A 13718-nucleotide genomic window follows, 5' to 3' on the forward strand; every position below is an offset into this window, starting at 1 on the left:
CGATGAATCAGGTGCCCGAAGTCGCATTCAATGTGTTCGAGAGGTGCCGCCCACGGTTCGGTACGGCCGGAACGCCGTGATCTCCCGTAGGCCCGCCCGGCAGTCGTCCGTCACGCCCACTTGATGGAGCAGCCCATGCTCGGCCGGTGCGGTTCCGGGACGGTCCGGCCGGCCAGCACCAGGTCGATGGCGTGCCGCAGCAGGTCCCCGGTGACCGGTTTCCCGTTGCCGGGTGTCGAGTCGTCCATCGCGCCCCGGTAGGCCAGCTCGCGGTGGGCGTCGTAGAGGAAGAAGTCCGGTGTACAGGCAGCCTGGTACGCCCGGCCGACGGACTGGTCGAGGTCGACGAGGTACGGGAAGGCCCACCCCGTGCGTGTGACCTGGGCGTGCAGCCCGTCGGTGTCGTCGGCGGGTACGACGGTCGGGCTGTTGCTGCAGATCCCGACGACCGCGAGGTCCGGGAACTCGCCGACCAACTCGGCGAAAGCCTGCTCAACGTGCCGTACGTACGGGCAGTGGTTGCACAGGAAGGCCACCAGCAGGGCCGGTGCGGCGGCGAAGTCGTCCCGTGCCACGACCCGGCCGTCGATCGCGGGCAGCGAGAAGTCCGGCGCCGGTGTCCCGAGCGGGACCAGGGTGGAGATGGCTGCCATCTGATTCACTTCCTCTGATCGACAGCGGCGGCCGTGCGCATACCACCATGGTCGTCCGGCGGGGTCGGCGGTTGCCAATTCACCGATGCCGGTCACTGCGGCCGACGCAGACGTCGGCTGTACCCGGGCGTGGACCAGTGCGGCGTCCTCGACGTCCTGCCCCGCCGCGCCCTTACCGACGGACCGGCCGGGTCGGGGGCGTCGGAGTCGTTCCCGACCCGGCCGGCCGCCCGGGGTCGCGTGTCCGTGGTGTCACCATCCCGACACCGGACGCATCGGCCGGTCGGCAGGCTCTCCCGCGTCGAACCCGGCGAGCCGAAGCATGGGAAGATCGCTTCCCGACACCATCCGCGTCAAAGCGGTCGGCGAAGCCGTCCGAATCGTCATCGAGGAGCAGCTGTGACCGAGCAGCACGGCCCGCAGCAGCGCATCGCCGACGCCATCCGCCCAGCGATGCTCAACGGCCTGCAGGGCGCCGAACTGATCGGCGCGCCGGGCATCGAGCGCATCAACGAATGGGTCGACTGGATTGCGGCGGTCATCGCCGGCGAGGTCGTGCAGCCGATCGCCGCCGAACGCGATGCCTTCGCGGACCGGGTGGACACCCTCACGGATGTCGCCAGGCGCAACAAGGAGGGGTACAGGGGCGCGGCCCGGGACGTGCAGCTGCTCGAGGCCCGTGTCGCCGAGCTGGAAGCGGAGGTCGCGCAGTTGCGTGTACCCGGTGTCGTGCTCGCCGGCCCGGGGGTGGAAGCCGCCGCGGCATCGGTGGCCGGCGCGCCGTCGCAGTCCCTCCGGGACCGGCTCCGCGCCAAGTACCCCGCCACTGCAGAGGCTCTGGACCGCCGGGATGCCGAGGCCGGTCCGAGCTGGAACGCAGAGAACTGACGGTCCGCCGGACGCGTGGCAGCCACGGCGGGCCGGCCACCGTGGGCACGGTTCCGGCGCCCGGCCGATGACCACCCTCGTCCACCACATGCGGGACAACGGCATCAACCCCCGGCCTTCGGCCGGGGGTTGACCCATCGGGTTGCAGGCCATGTGCGAGGGCGGCGGCATGGCCAATGCCACCGTCCTCGAACTGCTCTGAACCGGTACCCGTCGGCGGGCGGCGAACCGTCGACACGGCGAAGCGCCGCCCGTACCGAGCTCTGGCCCGCCGGCCGCACCGCCCGAGGTCCGTCGTGCGGCTCGGTCCCGGCAGGCACATGGGGTGATGACAGGGCGTTCGAGTGGTCGGACTGCCTTCACCAGTGGTTTGGCCGGGTGAGATCGGGGCGGCTCGAGCGGGCTCTTCGTGACGGCGGTGGCCCCGCAGGCGGGTGGCCCGGCTGAGCCTGGTCGGCCTGGAGGACGCGAGGTTTCGGCCGAGCCGGATGTGTCCGGCCGGAACCTGTTCACCAGTTGCCGAACCGGATCGAAGCCGGCGACCGGGTTTCACGGGGATCGAAATCCTCCGCGCGTGACACTGTGACGCAGGTCACGGCAGGCGCAGAACCTGTGCGCCGGATCGGGCGTCTGGCTGGTGTGAGATCACTCAGGAGAGCACTGGACGAGCTGGACGAGGAACGCCTCGTCCGGCTGGTGGCCAGAGGCGACCGCAGGGCGTTCGACGAGTTGTACCGACGCACGTCACCATGGCTGGCGGTGCGGTTGCGCCGCCGCTGCGCGGACGAGCAGATCGTCGCCGAGGTCATGCAGGAGACCTATCTGGCGGTGTGGCGCGCGGCCGGTGCGTTCGCCGGGAGCGCGGTCGGCGGGACGGCCGTCGGGTGGCTGTGGACGATCGCGGCGCGCCGCCTCGTCGACGCGTTCCGGCGCCGTGCCCACCATGCCGAACCGCCGGTCGCCGCCGCCGAGCGGGCGCTGGTGCCCGCGGCGGAGGAGGAGGCGCTCGCCGGGACCGTCGGCGGCGACGTCGGCGACGCCCTGCGGCGACTGGCGCCGGAACTCCGAGAGGTACTGCAGGCCACGGTGCTCGACGGGTTCTCCGTCAGGGAGACCGCCGTCCTGCTCAGACTGCCCGAAGGCACGGTCAAGACCCGCGCCCGCCGGGCCCGGATCGCGATGCGGGAGGCGCTGTCATGAGCGGGGAACACGCGTCGAGGCGGTTGATCGACGACTATGCACGTGGTGACGCGACGATGGCCGCGGACGCGGTATGGGCGCTGGAGGCCCATCTGGAGACGTGCGCGCCGTGTCGGAGCCGCCTGGCGGCCTCCGTGGCCACCGAGGCGCCCGGCATCGCCGCGCTCGTCGACACCGTCCGGGCCGGTCTGGAACCGCAGTTGGACGCGGCCGTCCCGGTGCCCTCGCGGCGACGCCGCCCGAGGTGGGTGGCGGCCTGGCTGACGCCGGTCATGGCACCGTGGCTGGCCATGACCGTCGTCGTCACCCTGGTGGCGCTGCTGCTGGACGCGGTCGCGTCGCCGACGCTCTTCGGCAACGCCTCACCACTGTTGCTGGTCGCGCCCGTGCTGCCGCTGTGCGGTGTCGCCGCATCGTGGTCGCGCGGCCTGGACCCGGCACACGAACTGACGGCCTCGACCGCCCGGGCCGGCCTGCCCCTGCTCCTCAGGCGCACCACCTCGGTCCTCGTGGTGGTCCTGCCCGGGCTCCTGGTGGGGGACTGGCTGACCGGAACGATGACGGCCGCGCAGTGGTTGCTGCCCTCCCTGGCCTTCACCTCCACCGCCCTGGCGCTGGGCAGCGTGGTCGGCGTGACCCGCGCCGCCACCGGGCTGCTGGCCACGTGGGGCGTCGTCGTGGCGGTACCCGCATGGGCCACCGGCCACGTCCCCCTTGCCCTGCGGCTTGTCCTCCAGCCGGACCAACTGCCCGGGTGGGGGCTGCTCCTCGCCCTCGGCACCGGCGCTGTCATCGCCCGCAGAAACGCCTACTCAACGCTGTGAAACCATCGTCGACCCTCGAAAGGGACCACCGCATGACGCCCACCAAGAGCGCGGCCGACACCGCGCCGAAGACCTACGCCTGGGAGATCCGGGCCAGCGGCCTGAGAGTACGCGTCGGACGCAAGAAGATGGCCGTCGACGGGCTCGACCTCTCCCTGGGCATCGGCACCCACGGCCTCCTGGGGCCCAACGGAGCGGGAAAGACCACCCTGATCCGGGCCCTGGCCACCGTGCTGCGCCCCGCCGAGGGCGAATTGGAGATGCTCGGCACCTCCGTGGGCGGGGTGGGCGACCACCGGGCCCTGCGCCGCCAAATCGGCTACCTGCCGCAGGATTTCGGCTACTACAAGCGCTTCACGGTGCGTGAGTTCGTCGAGTACATGGCCTGGTTGAAGGAGGTTCCGAAGGCGGACGTCCCCGGGGCCGTTCAGCGGGCCGTGGAACGGGTGGGCCTGGCGGACCGCGCCGACCATCGGATGAAGACCCTGTCCGGCGGCATGGTGCGGCGGGCCGGCATCGCCCAGGCCATCGTCAACGACCCCGCGGTGCTGCTGCTGGACGAGCCGACAGTCGGCCTGGACCCGGCGCAGCGGCTGCGCTTCCGCGAGCTGTTGCAGGAGTTGGGCCGCGACACCTGTGTGGTCGTCTCCACCCATCTGGTCGAGGACGTCGCGGCCGCCTGTTCCGACGTGGTGCTCTTCGCCGAGGGCCGCCTCGTCTTCCAGGGCACGCCGCACGCCCTGGCGGCGGCGGGCGGCCCCGAGTACCCGGGCGACAGCCCCTTGGAGCGCGGCTACTCGGCGCTGCTCCAGGGCTTCGAGCAGCCGGGAGGCACCTGGTGAACGGACGTGTCCTGCGCATCGAGCTGAAGCGCTCCCTCGCCCCGTGGCCCGGCCTCGTCGTCCTGGGAGGCAGTCTGGCGGTCTTCTGCCTGATCGACGGGATCTGGTGGCAGGGCGACGCGGGATGGACGGCCCAGTGGACCTCCATGGCCCTGTGGACCCGGTACCTGTTGGGCTTCTGGTGGCCGCTCGTGGTGGGCCTGGGGGCGGTGTACGGGCTGCGCGACTCCCGCTCGCGGACGGCCGAACTGCTGACGACCACGCCGCTGCCGGCCTGGCGCCGTGCGGCGCTGCCGGCCGGCGCGACGGCGCTCGTGCTGGCGTCCGGCTTCGGCCTCCTGGTCCTCGTGGGCGCAGTCCAGGTGGCCCTCGGCGCCACCGCCTACACGAGTCTCGGCTGGCTGCCGATCTCGCTGGTGGCGGCGCTGTCGCTCATCGCGGGGGCCGTGTTCGGCATGGGCGTCGCGCGGGCCGTGCCCTCCGTGCTCACCCCGCCGGCCCTGACGGTGTTCCTCCTGCTTGCGGCCCTCCTCCTGCGGCAGAGCAATGAGAGCGCACTGCCCTCGAGCAGCGCGCCGAACCGGCTCGCCCTGCTGTTCCCGGTGACCGCGGAGCCGCGGGAGATGCTGCTGACCCTGTCCGGCTCCGTGCACCTCGGCCAGACGCTCTGGCTGCTCGGCCTGCTCGCCACCGGCTTCGCACTGCTGGTGGCCGCGACCCGCCGGGCCCGACTGCTCGCGGTGGCCCCCGTCCTGGCCGGCGCGGCCCTGGCCCTGTTGATCCTCCCGGCCGACCCGCGCGACACCTATGTCGTCGACAAGGCCGCCGCCACCCTGGTCTGCGACGGACCCGTGTGCCTGACGGCGGCGCACCGGTCGCGCCTGCCCGAACTCGCGCCGCGCGGCAAGGACGCGCTGCGCGTGCTGCACGACGCCCTCGGTGACCAGGCGCCGACCTCGGTGCGGGAGGACACCGAGCTGCGCGCGCTCGGCGACGACCGCCAACTCTCCGGCGAGGCGGTGCTGGTCGACTTCGACGACCCACTGATCGCCCATGCGACGGGGGCGGAACTGACCCGCCTCCTGGTCGCCCAGGGCCTGGCACCCAACTGCGCACCGCGCACCCCCTGGGAGGGCAGGGGTCAGATCGACATCCTCGTACAGAGCATCGCCGCGAGCTGGGCCCTCGGCGATCACCAGTTCAAACCGCTGCAGAGGCCGGACTCCTACGCCTACTCGCCACGTACATGGGCGGACGCCGACCTCGCCTGGCAGCGGCTGATGGCGCTGTCACCGGCCGAGCAGCGCTCGCGGATCGCCGAGGTGCATGCCGCCGCCCTCTCCTGCACGGGGTACAACGAGCTTTCGGTGCTGGCGGGGAAGGTGGCGCAATGAGGTGGCTGATCCTGTACGCCCGTTCACGACAGGTGCCCACCTCGGCCGCGGCGGTCGCGCTCGTCGCGCTGGCGGCGTGGGCCTTCAACCAGGACGGCGCGGGCCCGATGGACCTGGGGATCGCGGTCCTGATCCTGACCGCGAACGTGGCGGCCGCTTCCGTCGGGCTCGGTGGGCGGGACGTCGCGCTGGATCGGACGGCCGCGATCCGGTGGATGCCCCGGCGGGCGGCGCACGTGCTGCTGGCCGGTGCGGTCGCCGGGGCGGCGCTGCTGGCGGTCCAGGCGGCGGGAGCCAAGCTCGCCCCGGCCGCGCTCGTCGTCCGGGACAGTGCCGGCTTGGTCGGCCTGGCCGCGCTCGGCGCGGTGCTGTGCGGGGCACAGTTCGCATGGACCCTGCCGATCGGCTGGCTCGCGTTCACCCTCCTTGTCCCGGTTCCGCCCGGCATCGCGGGAGAGGTGGGCGGCTGGATGATCATTTCCCCCGCCACGACGGCGTCCGCCGCGACCGCGTGGGTCCTGCTGGCGACCGGCACCGTGCTCTATGCCGTGGCAGGCCCGAGACGGTAACGGCCACGCCCCGCGCCTGCGCCCGATCGACTCGGTACGGCCTGCCTTCGGGCTCGGATCTCACCGGCCCGCCGGGGCGCCGGGGCGAGGCGGGCGGAGGTTCGGTGTCGCCCCACTATTGATAGGTAACTTTCCTTTCTATTACGCTGGCGCCGGCGGCTTGGCGCGGCGCCCGTGTTGGAGGGCGTGACGCGCTCAGTGAGAGCTCTGACCCGGCCGCTGCGGTGGTGCGGTCGCCGCTTGCCCGGTGAGCTCGTGTGGTGTGGACCGGAGTCCAGCTCTCGCCGTTTCTCAAGGTCATGGAGTCAGGGATGCGTCTGGGTGTCTCGGCAAGGCCTGTTCGTGTCGGAGTCGTCGCCGCCGTGCTCTCGTTGCTCGGCGGCCTGTTGCTCGGCTGGTCCGGGCGGGCGGGGGCGGCGGGCGATCCGCTGATCTCGCAGGGGAAGGCCGCGACGGCCTCGTCCACCGAGGGGTCGTCGTACGCGGCGGGGAGGGCGTTCGACGGGAGCGCCTCCACCCGGTGGGCGAGTGCGGAGGGGAAGGACCCGCAGTGGTTGCGGGTGGACCTCGGAGGGAGCGCCAACATCTCGCGGGTGAAGCTGAGTTGGGAGTCCGCCCATGCGAAGGCGTACCGGGTGGAGGTGTCGGCGGACGGGGTGACCTGGACGACGGTGGCGGAGGAGAAGGCCGGGAACGGCGGGACGGACGATTGGCCGGGGCTGGGTGCCAAGGGCCGCTACGTCCGGATGTACGGGACGGTGCGCGGGACGTCGTACGGGTACTCGCTGTTCGAGATGCAGGTGTACGGGGTGCCGGACGGCAGCCCGTCCCCGACCGGCCCGTCACCGACCGGGCCCACCCCCGGCGGGGCGTTCACCGTGGTGGCGGCGGGCGACATCGCCGCGCAGTGCACCGCTTCGGACAGCGGTTGTGCGCATCCGAAGACGGCCGCGCTGGCCCGGCAGATCAACCCGAAGTTCTACCTGACGATGGGTGACAACCAGTACGACGACGCCCGGCTGGCGGACTTCCGGAACTACTACGACAAGACCTGGGGGGCGTTCAAGGCGAAGACCCGCCCGGTGCCGGGCAACCACGAGACCTACGACCCGGCCGGGTCGCTCGCCGGTTACAAGGCGTACTTCGGCAGCATCGCCTATCCGCAGGGGAAGAGCTGGTACAGCTTCGACGAGGGCAACTGGCACTTCGTCGCACTGGACTCCAACGCCTTCGACCAGAGCGCCCAGATCGACTGGCTGAAGGCCGACCTGGCGGCCAACGCGAAGAAGTGCATCGCCGCCTACTGGCACCACCCGCTGTACTCCTCGGGCGGGCACGGCAACGACCCGGTCTCCCGGCCGGTGTGGAAGATCCTCTACGGCGCCGGGGCGGACCTGGTGCTGAACGGGCACGACCACCACTACGAGCGGTTCGCCCCGCAGGACCCGGACGGGAAGGCCACCGCGGACGGGATCGTCGAGATCGTCGGCGGGACGGGCGGCGCCGAGCCGTACCCGATCGAGCAGGTCCAGCCGAACAGCCAGAAGCGGATCAGCGGCGACTACGGCGTGCTGAAGCTGGACTTCACCGACTCCGGCTACGGCTGGACCTACGTCGGAACGGACGGCCGGGTCAAGGACACCGGCCCGAAGTACAGCTGCCACTGATGATGTACCTGGCCACCACCGGCCGCCGTACGGACGCCCCGTCCCGTCCCGCCGGGACGGGACGGGGCGTCCCCGGCACGGTCATCGCCCTCGGCGCGGTCAGCCTGGTCACCGACGTCTCCTCGGAGATGGTCACCGCCGTTCTGCCGCTCTACCTGGTGCTGGGGCTCGGCCTCTCACCGCTGCAATTCGGTTTCCTCGACGGGCTGTTCAACGGCGCCACGGCGCTGGTCCGGCTGTTCGGCGGCAGGCTCGCCGACCACGGCGGCGGCCGGCACCGGACGGTCGCCGGGGTCGGCTACCTGCTCTCCGCGCTCTCGCGGCTCGGACTGCTGCTGGCCGGCGGAGCGGCCGGCGGGATCGCCGCCGCGCTGGCCGCCGACCGGCTCGGCAAGGGCGTGCGGACCGCACCGCGGGACGCGCTGATCTCGCTCAGCGCACCGCCGGAGGCGCTCGGCCGGGCGTTCGGAGTGCACCGGGCGATGGACACCACGGGGGCGCTGCTCGGACCCCTGGTCGCGTTCGCGGTGCTGTGGGCGACGGCGGACGCGTACGACGCGGTCTTCGTGGTCAGCTTCGCCACGGGGCTGTTCGGCGTGCTGGTGCTGGTGCTGTTCGTCCCGGCCGGGCCGGAGCCGGCGGCCGGGACGGCGGCGGCAGCCGAGTCGAGGCCGACCGGAAGGACGAGGAGCAAGGCGCTCGCCGATCCGGTGTTCCGGCGGGTCGTCACGGCCGCCACGCTCCTGGGGGCCGCGACGATCGGCGATTCCTTCCTCTACCTTCTGCTCCAACGCGGCCTGGACCTGCCGCCCCTGCTCTTCCCGTTGCTGCCGCTCGGCGCCGCGGCCGGCTACCTGCTGCTGGCCGTACCGGCGGGCCGGATCGCGGACCGGACCGGGAGGCGCGTTCCGTTCCTCTGCGGGCACGTTGCGCTGCTGGCGGCCTACCTCACCCTGCTGGCCCCGCCGGGATGGCCGGCCGCCGTACTCGTCCTGGTACTCCTGGCCGTCTTCTACGCCGCCACGGACGGTGTGCTGATGGCACTGGCCGGGCCGGTGCTGCCGCTCGACGGCCGAGCGAGCGGGCTCGCCGTGCTGCAGACCGGCCAGGCGCTGGCCCGGCTGGTCGGCGCGGCCGGCTTCGGTGCGGCCTGGACGTGGTGGGGGCCGCGACCGGCCCTGGCGGTGGCCGCACTCGCGCTGGCCGCCGCACTCGTCGCCGCATGGCGGACCCTGCCGGAGAGAGAGGTCTCGTGAAGGCGCGTTCAGTGGTGCTGATCGCCGCTGCCCTGGTGCTGCTGGGCGGTTCGCTGGGGTACGTGCTGCACGCCAGGCAGCGCGGCGACGGACAGCGGCTCGTGGCCGCGGAGAGCTCGTTCACGCTGGACGGGCCCGGGCTCTACTACCGGGACACCGCCACCGGGCGGGTCGCCCGCAGCCCGGGAGCGCCGGACGGGCCGTCCTGCGTCCGCTTCCACGCCGCGGGAGAGCGGGCCCTGTGCCTGCGGGCGCTGCCCGGCACCCCGGCCCGTACCCAGGCGGTGGTGTACGACCGGCGGTTCACCGAGCTCCGGACGGTGACTGTGCCCGGGATCCCGAACCGGGCCCGGGTGTCGGCCTCCGGGCACCTGCTCTCCTGGACCACCTTCGCCGTGGGGGACTCCTACGCGGCGGGTGCCTTCTCCACCCGGACGTCGATCCTGGACCTGCGCACCGGCTATCTGGTCAAGTCGGTCGAGTCCATCCCGCTGACCGTCGACGGTGCCCGCCACCACGCCGCCGACGTCAACTACTGGGGCGTCAACTTCGCCGCCGACGACAACCGTTTCTACGCCACCGTCTCGACCGGCGGCCGGACCCACTTGGTCGAGGGCGACCTTCGGGCGTGGTCGGCCCGCACGCTGCGGGAGAACGTGGAGTGCCCCTCGCTCTCGCCGGACGGTACCCGGATCGCCTTCAAGAAGAAGGTCTCGGCCGACCCGGCGGCGCCCTGGCGGCTCCACGTCCTGGAACTGGCGGGGATGCGCGAGCACCCGCTGGCCGAGTCGCGCAGCGTGGACGACCAGGCGGCCTGGCTCGACGGGAAGACGCTCGGGTACGCGCTGTCGACCCCGGACGGGAAGGGCACCGATGTCTGGAGCGTGCCGGCGGACGGCAGCGGGACGCCGCACCTGCTGGTGCCCGGCGGCTCGTCGCCGGTGACCGTGCAGGCGGCGTCGAACTGACCAGGCGGTCGGCGCCGCGCAGCCCCACGGCGCAGCGGCGGACGCCGAAGGCGTCGTACGCCTGGTACCGGGACCTGACTGCTGATCAATGCCCGTCGCGATCGACCCGGGCCGAGTGGCCCCGTAGGACATGGCGCCGAGCGTGCACGAGGTAGCTGCGTTTCATCGCCGCGGTGGTCTGCTCCCCTGAGGTGCCTTCCCTGCCTCGACAGCGGCCGGGGAACGCGTACGCTCCCATGGCGGCCGCCGGAGGACCCCGGTTCCGGCATTTGGTCCGGGTCGGGTGGAGTGCCTACGGGGTCGGCGCAGTTCTGTTTGCCGCCGACGGCTCGCGGCCGGCGATGGCGTCGAAGACGTCCGCCATCGCCGCGAGGCTGTGCCCGCTCACGAAGGCGTCGCAGTGCGGCAGCGCTGCCGCGATCCCGGCGGCGAGCGGGGCGTAACCGGGCGCGGCCTTACGGGGGTTGACCCAGACGACGCGATGGGCGAGTCGGCCGAGCCTGGCCGTCTCCCGGCCGACGGCCGACGGGTCCTCGCCCTCCCAGCCGTCGGAGAAGATCACCACCACCGCTCCCCGGGCCATGCCGCGCCGCCCGAAGCGGTCGTTGAACTCCGCGAGCGCCCGCCCGATCAGCGTGCCGCCGGACCAGTCGGGAGCGGCCCGGCCCGCCCGGCGCAGCGCGGCATCCGGAGCCGTGTGCCGCAGCACCGGCGTCAGACGGGTCAGCCGGGTGGCGAAGACGAAGATCTCGGCGGCCACCCCGGACCCCGCCCGTGCGCACAGCCGGGAGAAGAACCGCACGTAGACGCGGGTGTACGGCTCCATGGAGCCGGAGACGTCGCACAGCAGCACCAGCGGTCGGCGGCGCAGCCGGCCGTGCGAGCGGGCCAGCCGGACGGTCTCCCCGCCGGTTCGCAGGCTGCGCCGCAGGCTCCGGCGCAGGTCGATGCGGCGCCCCCGCGGGTCGGCCTCCCGGCGGCGGGTGCGGCGCAGCGGGACGCTGATCACGAGGTTGTCCAACAGGCGGTCCAGTTCGGCCAGTTCGCCCGGTCCGAAGGTGCCGAAGTCCTGCTGGGCGAGCGTTTCGGCGGTGCTGCCGACCAACCGCTCCGCGCCGGTGCGGCTGGGCCGCTCGCGCGCTTCGCCGGCGGCGTCCCGGTGGAGCGGTCCGCTCGGCAGGGGCCCGGCCGCGGGACGTGGCGGTGCCGGGGCGGCGGCCGGGGGCGCGCCCGGTCCGGGTTCGAGGCCCGGGAGCGGCGGGTTGTCGGGGGATCCCCGGCTGTCGGCCGGGTCCGCCTGCCCGCCGAAGAGTGCGGCGAAGACGCGGTCGAACGGCTCGATCTGTTCATGGGCCGTGACGAAGGCCAGCCGGGCCGCCCAGTACAGCGTCGTCGGGTCCACGGGCGGCAGCAGCTGCAGGACGTCCAGGAAGCGGCCCGAACGCTCGGGCGTGACCGGGACGCCGGAGCGGTGCAGCGCGGCGCCGAGGCGGGCGGCGAAGGCGGGCCGGTCGAAGGCCGGGAGCCGGGCGGGCGGTGCGGCCATCGGGCTCAGCCCTCGGGTCCGCCGACCAGCCAGGGGAGCCCGCGGTCGCGTACCAGGTCGACGTCCTCCCGGTACTTGACGAGGACGCCGAGGGTCCGGTCGGCGGCGTCGGCGTCGAGCCGCTCCACGCCGAGCAGGGTGAGCGCGCCGACCCAGTCGATGCTCTCGGCGATGCCGGGCGGCTTCTGGATCTCCAGGGTGCGGATCCGGCGTACCGACGCCGCCACGTCGGCCGCGAGCGAGGGCGTGGTCCCGGGGACGCGGCGGCGCACGATCTCGACGACCCGTTCGGTGTCGGGGTAGTCGATCCAGTGGTAGAGGCAGCGCCGTTTGAGGGCGTCGTGCAGGTCGCGGGTGCGGTTGGAGGTGAGTACGACGACCGGTGTGACGGTGGCGTGCACGGTGCCCAGTTCCGGGATGGTGACGCTGGCCTCGGCCAGCACCTCCAGCAGGAAGGCCTCGAAGTCGTCGTCGGCGCGGTCGATCTCGTCGATCAGCAGCACTGCGGGCATGGGGCCCGGGTGGGTCAGCGCGGCGAGTACCGGGCGGCGCAGCAGGAAGGCGTCGGTGAAGAGGTCGGCCTCGGCCAGTGCCACGCCCTGGCTCTCAGCGAGCCGGATGCTCAGCAGTTGGCGCGGATAGTTCCACTCGTACAGCGCCTCGGCGGCGTCGAGTCCGTCGTAGCACTGCAGCCGGATCAGCGGGCTGCCGAGGACGCCGGCCAGGGCGCGGGCGGCCTCGGTCTTGCCGACGCCCGGTTCGCCCTCCAGCAGCAACGGCTGGGGCAATCGCAACGCGAGGTAGAGCGCGGTGGTCAGGCCCGGATCGGCGAGGTAACCGAGGGAGTCCAGCGCGGCGTGCAGGGTCGGCGGGTCCGGTACGGCCCGCGCGACTGCCGCCCGGGCCGACTCGGCCGTCCCGGGCGTGCCGGCCTCGGTCACGGCACCTCCGCGGACTGGGCGGTCTCGGCCTCGAAGCGGTCGCGGCAGCCGGTCGAGCAGAACCAGTGCCGGTGCCCGCGGACGTCCGAGTACGGGGTGTCGGCGACGACGGCGACGGTCATGCCGCAGACCGGGTCGAGCGCGGTGAGCGGTTCGGCCGCCACCGGCGCGGGCTCGGCGGCCGCCTCCTCGGTGTGCACCGACAGGGCGTGCCGCGATGCCACCAGCTCGGCCAGGATCGACACGGCGATCTCGCCGGGCGTGCGGGCGCCGATCCACAGCCCGGCCGGCGTGTGGATCCGGTCCCGCTGCTCGGCGGTGAGGTCGAGGCCGTCGAGCACGGCGGCGCCGCGACGGCGGCTCGCGACCAGCGCGACGTACGGCACCCGGGCCCGCGCGGCACGGGTCAGCAGCCCCTCCTCCTGCCGTCCGTGGGAGGCGATCACCACGGCCGCCACGTCGGCGAGTTCCTCCGCGGTGACCTCCTCGGCGGCCGTCCGGATGTCGTACCCGAGCCCGGCACCGAGCGCGACCAGGCTCCGGCCGATGGGGGTGTCGCCGAGCACCAGCACCACCGGGGCGGGCCGCAGCGGCTCCAGGAAGATCTCCAACTCGCCGCCGGACAGGCAGGGGTTGGCGACCAGCAGGGTGCCCGCCTCGCCCTCCTCCTGCGGCTGTGCGGGAGCGTCGGGCGAGATCCGCAGCAGCAGCGACTCGCCGCTGCGCAGCAGCCGCAGTGCCTGCACGCGGACGGTCGCCTCGGCGCAGACCCCGCCGACGAAACCCTCGATCCGGCCGTCCTCCAGGACCAGCGCGGTGTCACCCGGCTGCGCGCTGGTCGGGTGCAGCGCACGCACCACAGTGGCCTTGACGAAAGGCACCTGGCTGCCGGTCAGTTCCGCCATCCGCCGCTCCAGAGCCGGGCTCGCACTCATGCGTCCGCCTCGCAGAGCTCGGCGGGCGCTTCGTG

13 protein-coding genes are annotated in these 13718 nt (G+C 73.2%); 9 read left to right on the forward strand and 4 right to left on the reverse strand.

All coding sequences use genetic code 11. The features are described from left to right. Window positions 1-110 precede the first annotated feature (110 nt). Window positions 111-653, reverse strand: coding sequence for a thioredoxin family protein (locus AB0M03_RS14280; RefSeq protein WP_363491701.1), 543 nt, complete (start codon window positions 651-653; stop codon window positions 111-113). A gap of 399 nt (window positions 654-1052) precedes the next feature. Between AB0M03_RS14280 and AB0M03_RS14285 the strand changes: the two genes are divergently transcribed. The 9 genes from AB0M03_RS14285 (at window position 1053) to AB0M03_RS14325 (ending at window position 10261) form a co-directional block, all read left to right on the forward strand. Beyond that, window positions 1053-1541 carry a hypothetical protein gene (locus AB0M03_RS14285; protein ID WP_363491703.1) on the forward strand — a complete coding sequence of 163 codons (489 nt, stop codon included), beginning with the start codon at window positions 1053-1055 and terminating at the stop codon, window positions 1539-1541. A 639-nt stretch (window positions 1542-2180) separates the two neighbouring features. After that, window positions 2181-2741 (forward strand): RNA polymerase sigma factor, encoded by a 561-nt coding sequence (locus AB0M03_RS14290; protein ID WP_363491705.1) that lies wholly within the window; start codon window positions 2181-2183, stop codon window positions 2739-2741. Then, window positions 2738-3565, forward strand: coding sequence for a zf-HC2 domain-containing protein (locus tag AB0M03_RS14295; protein ID WP_363491707.1), 828 nt, complete (start codon window positions 2738-2740; stop codon window positions 3563-3565). The genes AB0M03_RS14290 and AB0M03_RS14295 overlap by 4 nt, the downstream gene beginning before the upstream one ends. Window positions 3566-3597: 32 nt before the next feature. After that, the gene (locus tag AB0M03_RS14300) at window positions 3598-4407 is read left to right on the forward strand and encodes an ABC transporter ATP-binding protein (protein ID WP_363491709.1); all 810 of its coding nucleotides are present in this window, start codon (window positions 3598-3600) and stop codon (window positions 4405-4407) included. Then, window positions 4404-5801: a hypothetical protein gene (locus AB0M03_RS14305; RefSeq protein ID WP_363491711.1), complete on the forward strand. Its 1398-nt coding sequence runs from the start codon at window positions 4404-4406 to the stop codon at window positions 5799-5801. Before AB0M03_RS14300 ends, AB0M03_RS14305 begins: the two co-directional genes overlap by 4 nt. Then, window positions 5798-6370: a hypothetical protein gene (locus tag AB0M03_RS14310; protein WP_363491713.1), complete on the forward strand. Its 573-nt coding sequence runs from the start codon at window positions 5798-5800 to the stop codon at window positions 6368-6370. Before AB0M03_RS14305 ends, AB0M03_RS14310 begins: the two co-directional genes overlap by 4 nt. Before the next feature lie 311 nt (window positions 6371-6681). Then, the gene (locus AB0M03_RS14315) at window positions 6682-8037 is read left to right on the forward strand and encodes a discoidin domain-containing protein (RefSeq protein WP_363491715.1); all 1356 of its coding nucleotides are present in this window, start codon (window positions 6682-6684) and stop codon (window positions 8035-8037) included. Window positions 8038-8039: 2 nt separating this feature from the next. Next, the gene (locus AB0M03_RS14320; RefSeq protein WP_363491787.1) at window positions 8040-9293 is read left to right on the forward strand and encodes an MFS transporter; all 1254 of its coding nucleotides are present in this window, start codon (window positions 8040-8042) and stop codon (window positions 9291-9293) included. Beyond that, on the forward strand, window positions 9260-10261 hold the full coding sequence (locus tag AB0M03_RS14325) for a hypothetical protein (protein WP_363491717.1): 1002 nt from the start codon (window positions 9260-9262) through the stop codon (window positions 10259-10261). The genes AB0M03_RS14320 and AB0M03_RS14325 overlap by 34 nt, the downstream gene beginning before the upstream one ends. Window positions 10262-10553: 292 nt before the next feature. Here AB0M03_RS14325 and AB0M03_RS14330 read toward each other — a convergent pair whose 3' ends face one another. The 3 genes from AB0M03_RS14330 to AB0M03_RS14340 all read right to left on the reverse strand — a co-directional run bounded on the left by AB0M03_RS14330 (window position 10554) and on the right by AB0M03_RS14340 (window position 13683). Continuing rightward, window positions 10554-11807, reverse strand: coding sequence for a VWA domain-containing protein (locus tag AB0M03_RS14330; protein WP_363491719.1), 1254 nt, complete (start codon window positions 11805-11807; stop codon window positions 10554-10556). 5 nt (window positions 11808-11812) lie between these two features. Next, on the reverse strand, window positions 11813-12670 hold the full coding sequence (locus AB0M03_RS14335; RefSeq protein ID WP_363491789.1) for a MoxR family ATPase: 858 nt from the start codon (window positions 12668-12670) through the stop codon (window positions 11813-11815). Between the two features lie 74 nt (window positions 12671-12744). Further along, window positions 12745-13683 carry an XdhC family protein gene (locus AB0M03_RS14340; protein WP_363491721.1) on the reverse strand — a complete coding sequence of 313 codons (939 nt, stop codon included), beginning with the start codon at window positions 13681-13683 and terminating at the stop codon, window positions 12745-12747. Window positions 13684-13718: the final 35 nt, after the last annotated feature.

The sequence above is a fragment of the Kitasatospora sp. NPDC051914 genome (assembly GCF_040680995.1).
Classification (GTDB): domain Bacteria; phylum Actinomycetota; class Actinomycetes; order Streptomycetales; family Streptomycetaceae; genus Kitasatospora.